Genomic DNA, 17,263 nt, shown 5'->3' on the forward strand with positions numbered 1-17,263 from the left:
GATAATGTATTTGTTAATCGGGAGACTCTAACGGAAAAAAGAAGCGCCCTAAAAGTCATTAAAGGGACAGAATGTGGAATAACACTTTCATGGATCTACATAGCATAAGGACTAGACTAGACATAAACAAATGACGAAGTTAGTTGAAGATGAAATGTTAAGATATATAGATGATAAACTAAGGAATGATTAGGTTGGTACATTCAAAAGTTGCAGATATTTTAAGATAGCAACATAAAATGGGTTACTTTTTTTCAAGCGCTTTTCCAAAGTATCGGAACTGCGCTTTTTTAAATAAAACTTATAAAAGTTTCCGAAATAGTATAAAAATAAGAATTCCTTATTGTTTGATAAAAGGGTGTAGTATAAAAGAATCTGTAACGAATGTGAATGACAGAAGATTATTACTCTGTCATTCACTATGGCAACGATAAATAGTTTAATAGATAAGAAAGAGAAAGGTATTATAAAAACATTAATCATTAAGTTTCAGAACGGAATGTTTTTCCTAACTCTCTTCCCAATTCAAAATAATGTCTAAAGTTATATATTAAAGGACTCCATTTTGATGGATCGATATAATTTTCATTTTGAACTATACTTTCTTCAGCATGGAAATGTAATACTTGTGTTTCAACAATCGCAAACGATGAATAATTAGGGATGCGAATATTTTTAACTACCGCTTCAATTTGTATAGGACATTCTTTAATTCGTGTAGGTAAAACCGATTTTGAATTTAAAGGTGTTAACTCTGCTGCCTCGTACTTTTCTTTTTTATAAGTGAATCCAATCGCTTTCTTCAAAGGTGGTATATTCTCTTTACCAGTTAATGATGATATTTTTTCTACGTTTTCCCAAAGGTTTGGACTGGGTAAATTTAAGACACACTCTTTATGCCTTTCTAAGTTTTCTATAGCTTTCCCTCCTAGCCCTATTCCGAGAACAATGCAGTCACCTAAAGCCCATGACGAAGAGATTGGGCTAATATTAGTTGTGCCATCTTCATTTAAAGTGTTAAGAAGTAGTATCGGTGTCCCATAATACAAAATTTTTGGTTTAATTTCTACAAAGCTATTAGTATCCTTTTTATCAATAAGCAATTGTTTCTTCCTCCTTTAAAAACCAAAGTACATTTATATTATAATAGGATAACATTTCCACTCTCATCGAAATATGGATGTAAGGAGGGAAAGGTGAATCTAGATATTTCCTCCATAAATTTCTAATTCACTCGATCTTCTATGCTACTTAGATCTATGGATAGCCGAATAGGTTTATACTGAAAATTCGATGTGCAAAGGTATGCAGAGTTTGTATTCCAACAATGCAAGATAGTGGAAGGGGAATTTGTAACTTTATCCCACTTAATTCGTTTTATTTATGTGGGGTGAGAGTGATGAGAAAAATGAATGCTATAATATTTGGAAGTTTAATTTTAGCAACTATATTTGGAATATTTGGTCAAGGAATGGCTTATTCTTTGAATGAAAATTTAGCTAAAATACCTCCAATATACTATTTAACTGTCCTAACGATAATTAGCGTTTTATTATATTTAATTTCTTTTGTTATGACTTTTCTTCAATATAAGAAACACGGAAGTGAAGAAGTTAATTTGGTGTTATATTTTTCTATAATTGGTTGCATCGGTCTACTAACTACTTGTTGGTCTTTGTTTGTTTTAGCTATGTGGTGGGGTTAAAATGGATATTATTTTTCAATTATAGGGCGCAATTCATTGCGTTCTTTTTTTATAAATTGGTCCATTTATTTGAATAAGGATTTATATAACTGAATTGGACAAACTATACCCAAATATAATTTAGGGTGATGAATTTGAAGAAAAGTGTTTCTTTTTTATTACTTTTACTAGGCTTTTTTATATTAAAGGGGAATAGTGGAACAGTCTATGCAAACCCTAACGATACTCCTCCTTCTTTTGAGGAACAATTTAGGGAAATGGGATATAAAACTGTATCCGAGGCAGTAAAGGAATTTGAAAAGCATTGCAACTGTAGTGTAAAGCTACCTACAATGATACCTTCGATTCCATTTACACATGAATTTGGTAAATTCTATGAAGATAAAGAATATGAAATCAATGATTCTCTACAAATTAGATTTGTTCATAGTAAAATAGGACATAATATATTTAAAATTGATATATGTCCACTAAAAAATAAGTTGGATTTTGAAGGTAGGAAATATACACTTCAAGATGGTACAAAGGGGATACATTTTGAATCGGATTTATTTAACTTTTTTGTCTTTGAAAAAAATAATTTGCAATATTTAATTGGAATTCATAACAAGGCTACCAACATTGAAATACCTGAAGTATTAGTTGATATTGCAAATTCAATCAATTAACTAATGAAAGTATTTAATAAAATAAGTGTCTTTGCTTTAATAAGGCCTATGAAATGATCCTTCAAATCGGCGTATTTATTCAGAAATACGTCTTTTTCTTTTAAAGGGATATATTTTTAATATGGTTGAACTGTCTTGGGAAAAATATTTCTAAATATAAATTAGGGTGATTGGATGAAAAAAAGTGTATCGCTTATATTATTATTACTAATTTTTAGTAGTTATTTTATTTTAAGATTGGATACTAAAGGTGATAACAGTTTTGCCAGTGAAATAGAAACATCGGAACCTTATGAAAAAATTTATTCCGATATTGGATATAAGACAGTTGAAGAAGCTGCAAGGGAATTTGAGCAGCATTTTAATCAAGAACTTAAACTACCCCTAAGAGTTCCACCGATTAGCTTTACTCACCATTTTGGCAGGTTTAGCAATTTAGAAGGTGATATGAATGATACTTTTGAAATTACACTTATAAGTGAGCAAGAACCACAAAACCATTTCAAAATTGATGTCCGACCAATTAAGCATAAAATTCAATTTAGTGACAAGAACGTTTCGGAAGTTTTTAAACTAAATAACGGAAGTAATGCGAAGTATATGGAAAAATTAAGCCAAGGGTTTAATCATTTATTATTTGAAAAGGATAATTGGCAATATATGTTGAGTATTGATAAAGATGTTTCGAATATAGTAACACCCGAAATCCTAGTTCAGATAGCCAATTCTATTGATTACTAAAGATATACTTTTCAACATTCGGACGCTTTCCTTAAGGATTGCGTCTATTTTTACGTTGTTGAGTAAAATTAGCAATATTCATATCTAAATGTGATTCTGGTTGTGTAGAATTACACTTAAACTAAAGGGACAGTTAAATTGTATAAAGTGATTCAAGAACTATTTAGTACTCTTTAATTAAACGTTTTTTGATTTTTTTGTACCACTATCCTAAAATAAAAAAGAGTGAAAAGTAAACCAAATAATTAATAAACAAATGTCATTTATCGAGAAACCATTTGTAAATTAAAATCTGCAGCATTTTTTCCCTATTGTAGAAAGTTTTAAGAGAATTAACCAAACTGTCAGCAAGGTGATGGCGTTAATATTAAGAAATTTCATTGACTGGTTTAATTAATAAGAAATCCCCAGTTAGATGTTCGGAATATACTAAATAACTGGGCATAGATCAACAAAAAGTAATATGTCACTAGGAGGAGAACAATGTATTACTATGAGGTACTTTGTTATAGTTGTAGACAAAAATTTAGAGTATATGAAGGTTCACTAAAATATAAGCTATTAAAGGAAAGAACTAATAAGATTTTTCGCTGCGAAGAATGTGACCATAAAGTACGCATAGATGCGATAAAAAATTTCTTTAAATAGTTTTTGGAAGAGTTCTACTAATAGATTGTAAAATTAACATGTGCTTTTATTCAGAAATGATACTTTGTAGTCGAACTTATTGGTACTTAATCAGTTAATAATTTCCCCTCTGTTACTCAAAAAACGGGCTCGATGTGGAACAATAAATTAGAAATAAGAATCCATTTTGATTAATCATTTTTCAAAATGGATTTTTTAATTAAAACTAACACTAGATAATGCTTCAATTATTCCCTCTGAATTTTTCCAACTTTATTTTAATTTATAGCTAAATTGAACCCGCTATTAATAAGAATTGTATTTCCAACATCTTTTGTAGTAAAAAGACTATTCATTAATACTAAGTTAAATTTGGCCTTTAAAAGTTAGTGTACATTCACGTATAATGAAAAGAATATTCTGGCAATTAGGAAGTGATTAGTTATGGATAGACACGAATATGAGTGGGTTAAACAAACAAGACAGATTTTACTAGATCAATGTAAAGAACTAAGTGATAATGATTTTACAAAAGAATTAGGATTTGGATTTCAAAGTATTAGAGAGTCATTAATTCATGTTGCAGGTTGTTATCATGCATGGCTGGGGTCTTTTGTGCTTTCACAAACAACAACCCCTCTTTTAACAAGGGAAGTAATCAATGATATGCAAATAGAGGATATTCACAGTTATTTTCAACAAGCTGATATATATGTAGAAACTGTATTTGAACAATTCGCAGATAAGTTTGATGAAGTTATCGAAAAAGAACTTTCATGGAAGGAAGATAGTTTAGTTGTAAGAAAAACCCCACATCAGTTGCTGATTCATTCGATTACGCATGAATTTCATCATAAAGGGCAAATTGTAGCAATGCTACGCCTACTTGGGTACATACCAAAAAATACAGATATATTGGGGCTAGCTGAATAGTGGACGAATGGAATTTCTCTAGTGTTATTAACTAAGGGGCTAAAATCGGTATATGATGCAGGATTCTTGATGCAAAAATACATAAAAACAAAAAAAGAAGAAATAATCATATTCGACTTAAGGGCGCGTTTCTTTTGGAAATGCGTCTATTTTCATTTAAGGACAAATTGTTGTTCAGGCACTTAGATATCTAGGTTAAGCTTTTAAGTCATCTGAGGCTTGGTGCATGACATTTAGAAGTACATTTATTTTTAATTTAATATATGCTATTTTTGTATTTTTTTAGAAATTAATGAAAAATAGAAGGGATTCTTGCCCCTTTATGGAATAATTTACAATGCAACTGTTAAATTTTATAGAAAAAAATAGAATAACAAAATATTAATAGTGCATATTTCACAAGTAATATGACAGCTTCCATAAATCTTTGAGTAATACCCATAATAATGAAAAGAAAATGTAATAAAAATAGATTAAATGAGTGCTATAATGGTTGGTGAGTGAAAAAATTTATTTAATAGAACTTAGGTGGTTTAGTTAATGATCCAAATGAATAATGTGGTCAAAAAGTACCCTAACGGAGTAGTAGCAGTAAACGGTATTACCGTTGATATAAAAAAAGGTGAATTTGTTTACGTAGTAGGTCCAAGCGGTGCTGGGAAATCTACTTTTATTAAATTAATGTATCGCGAAGAAAAACCGTCTTCAGGTGATGTAATTATCGCTGGAACGAATATATCGACGCTTAAGAATAATCGTGTACCATATTTTAGACGTCAGCTGGGAGTTGTATTCCAAGACTTTAAATTACTTCCTCGTCTAAATGTTTACGAAAATGTAGCATATGCTCTAGAAGTTATAGAAGAGCAGCCGAAAGCAATTCGCAAACGTGTAATGGAAGTTTTAGAATTAGTTGGCTTAAAGCATAAAGTCCGGATGTTGCCAAGTGAGCTTTCTGGTGGAGAGCAGCAACGGGTATCAATAGCGCGTTCAATTGTGAACATGCCTAAAGTTGTTATTGCGGACGAGCCTACAGGAAACCTTGATCCTGAAACTTCATGGGAAATTATGAACATATTTGAAGAAATAAATGCACGTGGCACGACAATTGTAATGGCGACACATAATCGCGAAATTGTTAATACAATCCGTAAACGCGTTATCGCCATTGAGGGTGGCATGATTGTCCGTGATGTATACGGAGGTGACTATGGCTATGAAGGGTAGAACAATACGTCGTCATTTCCGAGAAAGTCTTAAATCGTTAAATCGTAATGGGTGGATGACATTCGCTTCCATAAGTGCTGTAACTGTTACCCTTTTATTAGTTGGTGTTTTTACAGTAATTATGATGAATTTAAACAAATTAGCAGACGATATTGAAAATGATGTAGAAATTCGTGTGCTTATTGAAATTATTGAAGACCCTACCGAAGCGAAAGCAGCTGAAGAAAAGCTGATGAAAGAAATTAAAAGCTTGCCTGATGTTGAAGAAGTTGTTTACTCATCTAAAGAACAGGAGCTAAACAATTTAATTGAAGACTTCGGTGATGATTTAAGTCTTTTTGAACAAAGCAACCCTTTACGGAACGTTCTTTATGTTAAAGCAGCAGATCCTCAACAAACTGCGGCTGTCGCGAAAAAAATAGAGAAATTCGATAATACATATGACGTTGTATACGGAGAAGGTAAAGTAGAAAAATTATTTAGTGTTTTAAACACAAGTAGAAATGTCGGCTTAGTGTTAATTTTAGGTCTGCTTTTTACAGCAATATTCTTAATCTCAAATACGATTCGTATTACGATTATTGCTCGTAAGGATGAAATTGAAATTATGAAATTAGTAGGGGCAACAAATTCATTTGTTCGCATCCCATTTGTGCTGGAAGGAATGTGGTTGGGAGTTTTAGGTGCAATCATACCAATGGTTGTGGTATCCATTGTTTACTACAATGTGTACAACATTTTAGAACCGAGACTACACGGAGAACTGCTGCAAATGCTTAATGTGACACCATTACTATATCAAGTTAACGCATTGTTGCTAATACTTGGGATATTGATTGGTATTTGGGGAAGTTTTATGTCTGTTCGAAAGTTTTTAAAAATTTAACAGTATTTCATCGCGAAAAAGTAGAATTGTAGATTAAAAATGGAAAGGAGTCTTTAATGTTGAAACTCATGAAAAAAAAGCCATTCCAAATTTTCATGGCAGCTTTAGCAATGTTGCTTTTTATACAAATGCCTATTACATATGCTGCAAGTTTGTCAGATTTAAAGGATCAAAAATCACAAGTTGAACAGAAAAAAGATGAACTTAATAGTCAAATTAAAAATAAAACGAATCAACTTAAAATAGTTGAAAATAAACAAGACCAACTGCTTGCTCAAATTAAGAAGCTTGGCGAAAAAATCACTAAAACAAATGAAGACATCGCGGAAGTATCTAAGGAAATCAAAACTGCAGAGGCAGAGATTGAAGCATTACAGGAAGAAATTGCAAAGCTTCAGGAAAAAATTGAACAACGTGATGAACTTCTTCAAGAGCGAGCAAGAGCGATTCAAGCTAATGGTTCTGTTAGTTATTTAGACGTATTATTAGGAGCTAATAGCTTTGTAGATTTTATTGACCGATTCTCAGCGGTTAATACATTAATGGAAGCGGATCGCCAAATTATGCGCGATCAAAAAAATGACAAAGAAAAATTAGAAGAACAAAAGCTTGAATTAGAGAATACGAAGAAAAAGCTTGAATCTGACAAGGCCAAGCTAGAAGAATTAAAGTTTTCACTTAATTCACAGAAAGAAGAAAAGAATAAATTAATTGATGAGCTAGAGGCAGAGCAAGAAAAACTTGCAAGCGAGAAAAAATTATTAGAAGAAGAATATTCAGAAGCATTAGAAGTAAGTGATGAACTTCAAGAGCAAATTATGAAAGAACAGCAGCGTCAAATTGAATTGGCGCGCCAACGTGAACAACAACAAAGTGGTGGCGGTTCTTTACCAGCTGTTTCGGATGGTTCTTGGACAAAACCTACAAATGGTCGCCTAACAAGCGGTTATGGCTGGCGAAATTTAGGTTATGGACCTGAATTCCACTACGGAATTGACCTAGCGAACTCTATCGGTACACCAATTGTAGCTGCTGCAGGCGGTTCCGTAGTTTATGCAGGACCACTTTCTACTTACGGTAATGTCGTTATTATTACCCATTCGATGGGTGGGGAAATCTATACGACAGTTTATGCACACTTAAGCTCGTATAATGTGGGTGTTGGAGATGTTGTTGACAAAGGTCAACAAATTGCACAAATGGGTAATACGGGACGATCTACAGGGTCTCATTTACATTTCGAGGTTCATATCGGTCCTTGGAAAGGTCAAAAAGCAGGCAATGTAAACCCATTGCGCTATATCCCACTATAAAAAGGAAAACAATAGGCTTGGTTGTGATTATCACAACTAAGCCTGTTTTTATTTTATGAAGGAAATTTTAAAAAAGTTAGAGATTATAATTTTCTTGAGGTAAACGCCGAACCATACACCACAGAGCTACACTTTGCCATTTTTGACTAAACCAGATTTAAGAATTCACTAGCGTTTTGTACTTTTGATGGCCAATTATGATATTCTTGTTATTAGAAAATCACCAATGATGAAAAATTTTTCTATCGGAGAGTGGAAAATGAAGAAGAAAACAATTGGTCTATTGATTGTAATGCTGCTAGTTGTCATTATGCTTGGTACTTATATAAAGAAACAAATTGAAGCGAGTGAGGCAATAAATGATAGTGCGCTCGGCTATGAAATGGAACTTGGAGAAGAAGGATTAGAAAGGGGACAAATCGCCCCTGATTTTACATTAAAGACACTATCGGGAGAAAGCTACACTTTATCAGATCTAAAAGGCAAGAAGGTAATTTTAAATTTCTGGGCAACGTGGTGTCCTCCATGTAAAGAAGAAATGCCTCATTTACAGGACTATTATGAAAAATATGCTGAAGAAGAGAATGTCGAAATTATAGGAGTTAATCTAACATATACAGATGGCTCAAGAGAGACCATCCAGCATTTTATAGATAGCTATGAGCTGACATTCCCAATTCTGTTAATGGAAGAAGATAAATTAAGTTCAACCTATCAAGTGCTGACAATTCCTTCTACCTTTATGATTGATAGTAAAGGACGGATTCAGCATCATATCGTTGGACCATTAAACCAAAAAGCTTTAAAAAAATATGCATCAAGTTTAGATTAATGACCATAGATGCGATTTCAAAAGCTAAGGTTTAGATTATGCTTTATTGCTTTTCCTGCAAAGTAAATGAACCAATTGTAGCAGTAACGCTTTAAGCAAATAATCCAACAATAAGCAGGGGGATGCTAGAATATTTAATTATCTAGGCATCCTCAATTTAAAATTATAAAATTCGGCTCTTAGTAATGTGTTATCCCCTATTGTTTTTTCATAGATTGAACGAGAGGAGGAAAAGAAATGCGAAAGAGTCGAATTTTTTTATGTGTTGCTGTAGTAACTTTAGTTATCGCTTGCTTTTTTCTATGGCAGAAGTGGTCAATGAGTAAGGGGAATGAGACAACAACTGTAAGCGATGTTACAGTAATTGATCAAGCATTTTCACTTATTAAAGAAAAATCTGTGTATGGTACAAGCGAAGATGTGATTGTAGAAGGGGCTTTGCGAGGGATGGCAAACGCCATAAAAGATCCTTATAGTACGTACTATACAGCGAAGGAAGCAGCTATTCAAAAGCAGACATTAGCTGGACAAAGAGTTGGTATAGGAATTGAAATTACAGAGAAGAATGGAAAATTTATAGTTGTGTCTCCTGTGAAATCGTCGCCAGCAGAAAAAGCTGGTATTCGTCCTTTTGACGAAATCGTTCAAGTAGATAACGAACGCCTTGAAGGAAAAACAATTGGTGAAGTAATGCAGCTTATTCAAGGAGAGAAAGGTGAAAAAGTCACGCTCGTCTTATATCGTCCAAGCACTGAACGTCATATAAAAGTAAGTGTCGTGCGTGCTGAAATTGATAATAAAACAGTTGAATCTAAAGTTTTAACAGTTGGAGAGACAGATATTGGCTACATATCTATTTCAATGTTTGGAGAAAAAACTGCTGAAGAGTGGATTAGAGAAACAAAAAAATTAATTGGCAAAGATGTAGAAGGGTTAATCGTTGATTTGCGGGATAATCCAGGTGGATATTTACATAGCGTAGCTGCTGTCGTAAGTAGTATAGAAGATAAGAATACAGTATTTGCTTATATGCAAAATGGTCAAGGTGCTATGGAAGAATTAAAAACTGAACAGATTGATGAAGAAAAACAATATTTAGATAAAATGAAAAAGCTCCCAATTATCCTAATGCAAAATGAAGGAAGTGCTTCGGCAAGTGAAGTTATGGCTGGTGCATTACAAAGCTGGGAGCGAGCATTGATAGTAGGTGTTAAGAGCTTTGGAAAAGGCACTGTTCAAGAAACTTGGGATTTAAAAAATGGAGGCGAATTAAAGCTATCTACAAATAAATGGTTAACGCCAAATAGAGAATGGATTCATGGAAAAGGAATTAAGGCTGACATTGAGGTAGAACAACACCCTTTATACTCAATGGAAATTATTCCATTAAGTGGGGAATTTGGAGAGGGCGATTTTAGTGAAGAAATTGCGTATACACAAAAAATATTAAATGGGTTAGGTTATACAATTGAAAGAACAGATGGTTTCTATGATGAAGATACTGCTCAAGCAGTGGCGTTATTCCGTGAACAAAATGATTTAAGAAAAGGACGACATATGGATGATGCCTTCTTCTCCACTATCCGTGAGCAGGTAACAGCTTATAAAGAAAATGAAGATAATGATGTTCAATTAAATATGGGCTTAAGTGTTATGTTGCATCGTTTACAAGGTGATATTTGATTTTATCTTATACCTAAATTTAATTATATTCAGAAGCTTAATAGAAAAATAGTAAGTTTTTATCTACGCAACTGTATTCTCGTTTGATACAATGACAGTATTAGTAGTAAACAGGCGGTGGAAAAATGATAACTGATATATTAGGAGAGGTTGCTATATCAATTGGTCGGATGTTTATAAATCCATTACTTTATATAGTAATTTTAATGGCAATTTTTTTAGGCTATCGTCGTGTCAAACGAGAGAGAAAATTTTTCCATATCCGTATTTTATGGGGTTGGTCTGAGGCAATTGGATTACTAAAGGAAGGGTTGCTCATCTCCCTTATTATTTCGATTGTTTCTGTTGTTTTCGGGCTAACATTGCCAACACAATTTTTATACGTAGTGACGATTGCTAGTTTCATAGCTCTTGTAGTTTATGTCTTTCATTTACTTTCGCCGATTATATTATTTGCAGCTAGCATAATCATTTTAATGGTTATGAATATGCAGAATTGGTCATTTACTTTATTTGGTCTTACAGTTAATGGAATAGAAGTAAATGAGGGGGCTTCTGTTACAGCAGCTATCCTAGCTGGACTTTTACTTGTAGCAGAGGGCTTGTTAATTCGTAAAAACGGTGCAAAATATGCTTCGCCAATAATCGAAAATTCGAAGCGCGGTTTAAAGGCTGTTGCTTTTCTAAGTAAAAAAGTTTGGCTATTACCAATCTTTTTTGTTGTACCAGGTGATGCACTCGCAGCATATTTTCCATGGTGGCCTCAATTTTCTTTAGGTGCTGACCGTTTTTCACTCGTATTATTTCCTGTAATACTAGGCTTCCAACAAGTGACACGCCATACGTTGCCTGTCTATTTATATCCGAAGTTAGGTCGTACAGTACTTATTTTAGGTGAGCTAATCATAATCGGTGGTCTTGCAGCTTACTTTGAACCGTTAATTGGCTTGGCTGTATTAATAGTTGGAGCAATCGCTCGCATCATTATTTCGATTCGGTTTACAATACGTGAACAGAAGGATGTTTACGCAGTATCTGCAAAATCAAATGGTGTAATGATTGCTGGGGTATTGCCAAACTCTCCGGCTGAAAAAATGGGCTTAGGAATAGGCGAGGTAATCCGAAAAGTGAATGGAGTAGAAGTACATTCAGAGCGTCAATTGTATGAAGCACTGCAAATCAATGCTGCACATTGTCGTTTAGAAGTATTAAATCATCAAAATGAAGTTCGATTAACACAACATGTAGTTCATAGTGGTGATCATCACCGTATTGGACTTTTAATTGCAGAATAATAGTAATTTTGTTCGTGACAAGAGGGGCTTGTTATGGAATCAATTATTTTAAAAATAATACTAGCATTATTTTTACCAGGCATGATCGTTATTCTGTTAACAAGAATTACGTATAATCATTACGTTGCTTTACTATTATCAATTGCTTTAATCGCTGCTTCAGTATACGCAGGGTACACATCACCGCCCCTTATTTTTGTAGTTGATGCACTGTCATTAACGGCTGGTTTTTGGTTTGCTACACAGATGGTACAGCGCGGGATAAATAAAGATTAAAAAGTTAAAGGATAGATGAAAAAGGTATGAACTCTTTTTACATCTATCCTTTTTTGTATGTTTCTATAGCTTCTGTTAGCAGAACTATTAAGAAAACTTAAATAGGAATATATTTTATTTTTTGGGGAAGCCCCTTTAAAATTGTAAACAACTACGATTCTTTTAAATTTAAAAATTGACTAACATTTTTTACATATTCTTCTTTAGGAAAACTCTTATATAAATCACTAGATATCCTAATAGGATCACCGAAAAAGTATCGCTCATATTGAGTTTGCCTTGTTCCAAATGAACTCATCGTTAAATCCCAAGCTAAACGAAATATTTTTACTCGATCTTCAGCTGATTTCGTTGCTCCTTGAAGATACTGATTTAAGTCTGGACGTATACTTGACTGAAAAGCTTTTTCTGTTGGTAAAGTAATCATTCCACTAGCACCAATTAACTGAATAATTTCAGTAAAGCGAGGATAAATTTTAGGGAAAATATAACCAGCTACTTTTAGTGGGAAAATATCAGGACGCATAAACCCAAATTCATCTAAAGAAGCATTATTTTCTGCTCTTTCCAGCAATGCCTTCATAGTCTCAAGACCAGCAATGATTTCTGATACTTTATCATGTATGTGCTGATATTCACCAATATTAATTGTCTCGATAAGCAGCTGCGCAATCCCTAATAAAAATTCAGTTTTTACAATTTGTCTAGTTACTACTTGATGTTTAGCAAAAGCATGAAAGGAACTTTTAATGATGAAGTCTTCTGCTACCTCGCCATTATCATAATAAAATACTCTTTCCCAAGGGACTAAAACATTGTCAAAGACAACAATTGAGTCCATTTCTTCGAATCGAGAGCTTAAAGGATGGTCAAAATGAGAAGTCCCTCCAGCAAATATGTCCCGACATATAAATTTTAATCCTTTTGTATTAGATGGGATTGAGAAAGCAAAGGCTTCATCTTCATTAAAAATAAATCTGCCTACACTAAAAACTAATACTTCATCTGTTATACCGCCTTGAGTAGCAAGTAAGCGCGCCCCTTTAATGACAATCCCATCTTCGCTTACATCCACAACTTTTGCAGCGATCGGTTCATCGCTATTCTCTAAATAAAGATGAGATCGATTCACTTGTGGGCTAATAAATGTATGTGTGAATGATAAGTCTTTCTCTCTAGCATATTTAAAAAATTTTATAAGATTTTCTGGATAGCAATTCTCTTTTCCTTCTAAAAAGCCGGCCGAAGAAGCAAAACTCATTAAAACAGTATTCAAGTAATCAGGGCTTCTCCCCATTATTCCATAAGTTTGCTTTGCCCAATGTTCAATCATTTTCCGCCTTTTTATTAAATCTTCTTTAGATTTTGGCTGCAAAAAAGAAAGTCCAATTGAGTCACCTGTTTCAGGTGAGAGAAAAGTCATTTCATTTTTAAATTTAGGATTTAGTTGTAAATCATAAAGGGCGGCTTTTTCTTGAATAATTCCTTTAAAGGCAGAATGCTCGGAGATTAAACCTTCAATCTTTTGGCCGTCAAACCAAATTTCATTTTTTAGTTGGTTTACTCGGTTAATGAACTCATTTCCGTTAATAGCTCCCATAGTGCCACTCCTATTTATGAAAATTTTTACAATAATACTCTGTATAATATTTTATTAAACTATTGAAAAATGGTGAAATACCTATTTTTTTAAGTAAATTCAAAAATGTATATTCTGTGCAGCTCTTAACGGTTGGAATTCCATGGGGTATAAATGTGAGGGGAAATTATTTTTTTATTTGAGTTATTGTTTTATTAATCCAAGATAGTTCAGTAAATCGTTTCAAAAATTTAGGGAATAATTTACAATGTTTAAAAGGAAATAAATTTAATAAATATTAATCTTATCTGTTAAAGGTAAAATGTGCAGTAGCCACTCGTATAAATATAAAAGTTAGGAGAAGAATTATATGAAACTAATAATTTTAACCTTAATTACAGTTTCAATAATCTTAAGTTGGCTAGACTTTAAAAAAGATATGAAAAATGCGGCACATATAGAGGATATAAGGAGTGGATTTGTACGCTTTCTTCTATCAATTATTTTATTTATTTTATGTATTATAGTGTTTATTTTTTAATAAAAGGGGTTTATCCAGCGGCAATGCTTTTATGTTGACTGAAACAAATATATTTTGAATGTTTAAAGTACACCAATTTAGCAAGTTCAATTATAATTTGATAAATGGGAATGTAGTATACGTATATAAATACTTTATAATTTTATAATAACTTACACCTAGGGGGGATATATATGTTTGAAAGATTTCGAAGGAAAAAACAGGAAGAGCTGCCAATATTATTAGAAGAAGAGATTAATCTTAGCAAGGAAGAAATTGCAGTATTAAAAGAGAAAGCTGAAACTATGGATGAAAGTACACTTCAAAAGCATAGTAAGCATTATTCTGATGATGGGCTTTGGAATAAGATAAAGAAATTTTCTAAAAAAGCTGGTTCATCTGCTGTGTATGCAGTGCTTCTCCTTTATTATGTATTACAAAAAGACGAGGTGCCTGCGAAAAATAAAGCCATTATCATTGGAGCATTAGGTTATTTTATTTTACCTCTCGACTTAATTCCGGATTTAGCAGCAGTAGTTGGATATTCTGATGATATAGGAGCACTTCTTGCAGCTTTATGGCAAGTATCAATGTATATTGATGCGGATGTTAAAAATCAAGCTAAAGAGAAACTAAAAGATTGGTTTGGCGATAATGTAGATACTTCAGAGATTGATAATAAATTGGCTTAGATTGTAAAAGAGGAGCAATGATTCATAAAATTCATGCTCCTTTTTTGTTGAAGTTATAATACCCAAAAAATCCAAAATGCATATCTCTAGACGTAAAAATAGTTGAGTAAATTTATCCCAAACCTATGTAATAAGAAAGCCTTATTTTTTATTTTCTGTTCGACAGACTTGCATCATAATTTTAGTGACGTAATGTTCTTTATGATTCTTTACAACAGTATCATAAATATACTCTTCAAAAGCATAATCTCCTAAAGTTAAATTTAAACGTTCCATCTCAGAGAAGAGACGCTTATATGTGTTTTGTATTGTTTTTTCATCACCAATATGATAACCGATAAGATGATCACCTGCAATTGCTTGAAAATAAGGGGAATCTTTCTTTGGACTTGATTGTTCAATATATAAATGGCTATAATTGTTGAATTCCCCCTTCAATAATTGCTCGCGTTTTGTAATAGCACCTATTGGATAACCTGTATCAAGTTGTAATACGTACAATTCATCAATAAAATCAGAAAAGACTTCTACAAATTCTTCATCAGATATATTTTCAATATTTCTGCTTAAATAAAGTGTTGCTTCGGGTAAGTGTTCTAGTGTAATTTTATCAAAATCTAGATGTGATGCTTCTTCCATTAATTTTATTTTTGTATCAATAATTTTTTCCTTAGCTTCTATTTCCTTGCGCATTTTTACGATTTCTTCTTTTTTTTGATACATTAAAGTCAAAAAGCTATCAGGTGATTTATTTTGCATATACTGTTGAATGTCGTTCAGTGACATACCAAGGTCCTTTAATAAATCAATAACAATGAATAAATCAAATTGTGAAATTGAGTAATATCGATAGCCTTTTTCATTTTTCATTATTGGTGATAAAAGACCAATTTGATCATAATAAAAAAGTGTCTGTTTGTTTACCTTACAAAGCTTAGCAAATTCACCTGTTGTTAAATATTTTCCTCTTTTATTATTCATTTTTTAAAACACCGTCCTTGACTATATAGTTACTATATACACTAGGATGGGAAATGTAAATAAATGATAACTGTACAAAACAGTTAAAGGAGTAATAAAGATGAAGAATAATAAAGTCACCTTAGGATTACTATTAATGAATCTATTTATAGCCTTTTTGGGTATTGGCCTTGTAATTCCAGTGTTGCCTACACTGATGAATGAATTAGGTATTACTGGAACAACAGTTGGTTATTTAACAGCTGCTTTTGCAATTGCTCAGTTGATTGTTTCACCATTTGCAGGGAAAGCAGCAGATAAATTTGGCAGAAAAATTATGATTGTCATTGGGTTATTTATTTTCGGGATCTCAGAATTGCTGTTTGGGATTGGCAGAGAAATCGAAGTGTTATTTATTTCTCGTATTTTAGGTGGAATTAGTGCTGCGTTTATTATGCCAGCTGTTACAGCTTTTATTGCTGATATTACGAATCTTGATAATCGACCTAAAGCCCTCGGTTATATGTCAGCTGCAATTAGTACAGGATTTATTATTGGACCAGGTATTGGTGGGTTTTTAGCGGAATTCGGAACTCGTATACCGTTTTTCTTTGCAGGAGGACTGGGTACAGTTGCGGCAATACTTTCTATCATTTTATTATCGGAGCCACATCGTACTGAAGAAAATGAGGAACAAATCTCAGATGGCAAAGTGGGCTTGAATCGTATTTTTGCACCAAAATATTTCCTAGCGTTCATTTTAATTTTTATTGCTTCATTTGGCTTAGCGGCTTTTGAATCGTTCTTTAGTCTATTTGTGGACCACAAATTCCAATTTAAACCATCAGATATAGCTATAGTTATCACAGGCGGGGCGATTTTTGGTGCAGTTGCACAGGTTATATTATTTGATAAGCTTACGCGAATTTGGGGTGAAATTAAACTTATTCGATATAGTTTAATATTATCAGCCGTACTTGTCTTTTTAATGACAGTAGTTCATTCATATTTATCTATTTTACTTGTAACATTTATTGTTTTTGTAGGATTTGATTTATTCCGACCAGCAGTTACTTCATATCTTTCAAATATAGCCGGGAACGAACAAGGCTTTGTTGGGGGAATGAACTCGATGTTTACAAGTTTAGCGAACATTAGTGGACCAATTCTAGGAGGAATATTATTTGATTTAGATATTAACTATCCTTATTATTTTGCAACTGTGATATTAGCTTTGGGAGTTGTTATTACATTATTCTGGAAGAAGCAAGCCAATAATTCTTCTAACAAGGTAAAGGCAAGTGTAGCTAATTAATCAAAATTATA

At 32.8% G+C, this 17,263-nt stretch carries 17 protein-coding genes; 14 read left to right on the forward strand and 3 right to left on the reverse strand.

Annotation, left to right across the window (positions count from 1 at the left end; genetic code table 11):
- Positions 1-482: 482 nt before the first annotated feature.
- Positions 483-1,103, reverse strand: coding sequence for a flavin reductase family protein (locus tag MKY04_RS04805; protein ID WP_126293694.1), 621 nt, complete (start codon positions 1,101-1,103; stop codon positions 483-485).
- A gap of 296 nt (positions 1,104-1,399) precedes the next feature.
- Here MKY04_RS04805 and MKY04_RS04810 point away from each other — a divergent pair, with 296 nt between their 5' ends.
- The 12 genes from MKY04_RS04810 to MKY04_RS04865 all read left to right on the forward strand — a co-directional run bounded on the left by MKY04_RS04810 (position 1,400) and on the right by MKY04_RS04865 (position 12,186).
- Positions 1,400-1,705: a hypothetical protein gene (locus MKY04_RS04810; RefSeq protein ID WP_148103502.1), complete on the forward strand. Its 306-nt coding sequence runs from the start codon at positions 1,400-1,402 to the stop codon at positions 1,703-1,705.
- Positions 1,706-1,833: 128 nt separating this feature from the next.
- Positions 1,834-2,373 (forward strand): carbon monoxide dehydrogenase, encoded by a 540-nt coding sequence (locus MKY04_RS04815; RefSeq protein WP_126293692.1) that lies wholly within the window; start codon positions 1,834-1,836, stop codon positions 2,371-2,373.
- Positions 2,374-2,547: 174 nt separating this feature from the next.
- Positions 2,548-3,114 (forward strand): hypothetical protein, encoded by a 567-nt coding sequence (locus tag MKY04_RS04820; RefSeq protein ID WP_126293691.1) that lies wholly within the window; start codon positions 2,548-2,550, stop codon positions 3,112-3,114.
- Positions 3,115-3,597: 483 nt separating this feature from the next.
- Positions 3,598-3,762 (forward strand): DUF2197 domain-containing protein, encoded by a 165-nt coding sequence (locus MKY04_RS04825; protein WP_126293690.1) that lies wholly within the window; start codon positions 3,598-3,600, stop codon positions 3,760-3,762.
- Between the two features lie 423 nt (positions 3,763-4,185).
- Entirely contained in the window at positions 4,186-4,674 is a 489-nt protein-coding gene (locus MKY04_RS04830) for a DinB family protein (RefSeq protein ID WP_346235437.1), read from the forward strand.
- Between the two features lie 540 nt (positions 4,675-5,214).
- Positions 5,215-5,901 carry a cell division ATP-binding protein FtsE gene (ftsE, locus tag MKY04_RS04835; RefSeq protein WP_126293688.1) on the forward strand — a complete coding sequence of 229 codons (687 nt, stop codon included), beginning with the start codon at positions 5,215-5,217 and terminating at the stop codon, positions 5,899-5,901.
- Entirely contained in the window at positions 5,891-6,787 is an 897-nt protein-coding gene (gene ftsX, locus MKY04_RS04840) for a permease-like cell division protein FtsX (protein ID WP_126293687.1), read from the forward strand. The genes ftsE and ftsX overlap by 11 nt, the downstream gene beginning before the upstream one ends.
- Positions 6,788-6,846: 59 nt before the next feature.
- Positions 6,847-8,100, forward strand: a complete 1,254-nt coding sequence (locus MKY04_RS04845; RefSeq protein WP_410799185.1) for a murein hydrolase activator EnvC family protein — start codon at positions 6,847-6,849, stop codon at positions 8,098-8,100.
- A 259-nt stretch (positions 8,101-8,359) separates the two neighbouring features.
- Positions 8,360-8,932, forward strand: a complete 573-nt coding sequence (locus tag MKY04_RS04850; protein ID WP_346235439.1) for a TlpA disulfide reductase family protein — start codon at positions 8,360-8,362, stop codon at positions 8,930-8,932.
- 237 nt (positions 8,933-9,169) lie between these two features.
- Entirely contained in the window at positions 9,170-10,615 is a 1,446-nt protein-coding gene (locus MKY04_RS04855) for a S41 family peptidase (protein ID WP_126293685.1), read from the forward strand.
- A gap of 125 nt (positions 10,616-10,740) precedes the next feature.
- Positions 10,741-11,910 (forward strand): PDZ domain-containing protein, encoded by a 1,170-nt coding sequence (locus MKY04_RS04860; protein WP_346235440.1) that lies wholly within the window; start codon positions 10,741-10,743, stop codon positions 11,908-11,910.
- Positions 11,911-11,943: 33 nt separating this feature from the next.
- Positions 11,944-12,186 carry a CsbA family protein gene (locus MKY04_RS04865; protein WP_126293683.1) on the forward strand — a complete coding sequence of 81 codons (243 nt, stop codon included), beginning with the start codon at positions 11,944-11,946 and terminating at the stop codon, positions 12,184-12,186.
- Between the two features lie 151 nt (positions 12,187-12,337).
- Here MKY04_RS04865 and hpaB read toward each other — a convergent pair whose 3' ends face one another.
- On the reverse strand, positions 12,338-13,786 hold the full coding sequence (hpaB, locus tag MKY04_RS04870; RefSeq protein WP_126293682.1) for a 4-hydroxyphenylacetate 3-monooxygenase, oxygenase component: 1,449 nt from the start codon (positions 13,784-13,786) through the stop codon (positions 12,338-12,340).
- Between the two features lie 693 nt (positions 13,787-14,479).
- Between hpaB and MKY04_RS04875 the strand changes: the two genes are divergently transcribed.
- Positions 14,480-14,977: a YkvA family protein gene (locus MKY04_RS04875; RefSeq protein ID WP_428833894.1), complete on the forward strand. Its 498-nt coding sequence runs from the start codon at positions 14,480-14,482 to the stop codon at positions 14,975-14,977.
- 141 nt (positions 14,978-15,118) lie between these two features.
- Here MKY04_RS04875 and MKY04_RS04880 read toward each other — a convergent pair whose 3' ends face one another.
- Entirely contained in the window at positions 15,119-15,958 is an 840-nt protein-coding gene (locus MKY04_RS04880; RefSeq protein WP_126293680.1) for a MerR family transcriptional regulator, read from the reverse strand.
- 100 nt (positions 15,959-16,058) lie between these two features.
- Here MKY04_RS04880 and norA point away from each other — a divergent pair, with 100 nt between their 5' ends.
- Positions 16,059-17,252 carry a multidrug efflux MFS transporter NorA gene (gene norA, locus MKY04_RS04885; RefSeq protein ID WP_126293679.1) on the forward strand — a complete coding sequence of 398 codons (1,194 nt, stop codon included), beginning with the start codon at positions 16,059-16,061 and terminating at the stop codon, positions 17,250-17,252.
- The last annotated feature ends 11 nt before the right edge of the window (positions 17,253-17,263 follow it).

Origin of the sequence: Lysinibacillus telephonicus (assembly GCF_039654155.1) — a bacterium.
GTDB classification, from domain to species: domain Bacteria; phylum Bacillota; class Bacilli; order Bacillales_A; family Planococcaceae; genus Ureibacillus; species Ureibacillus telephonicus.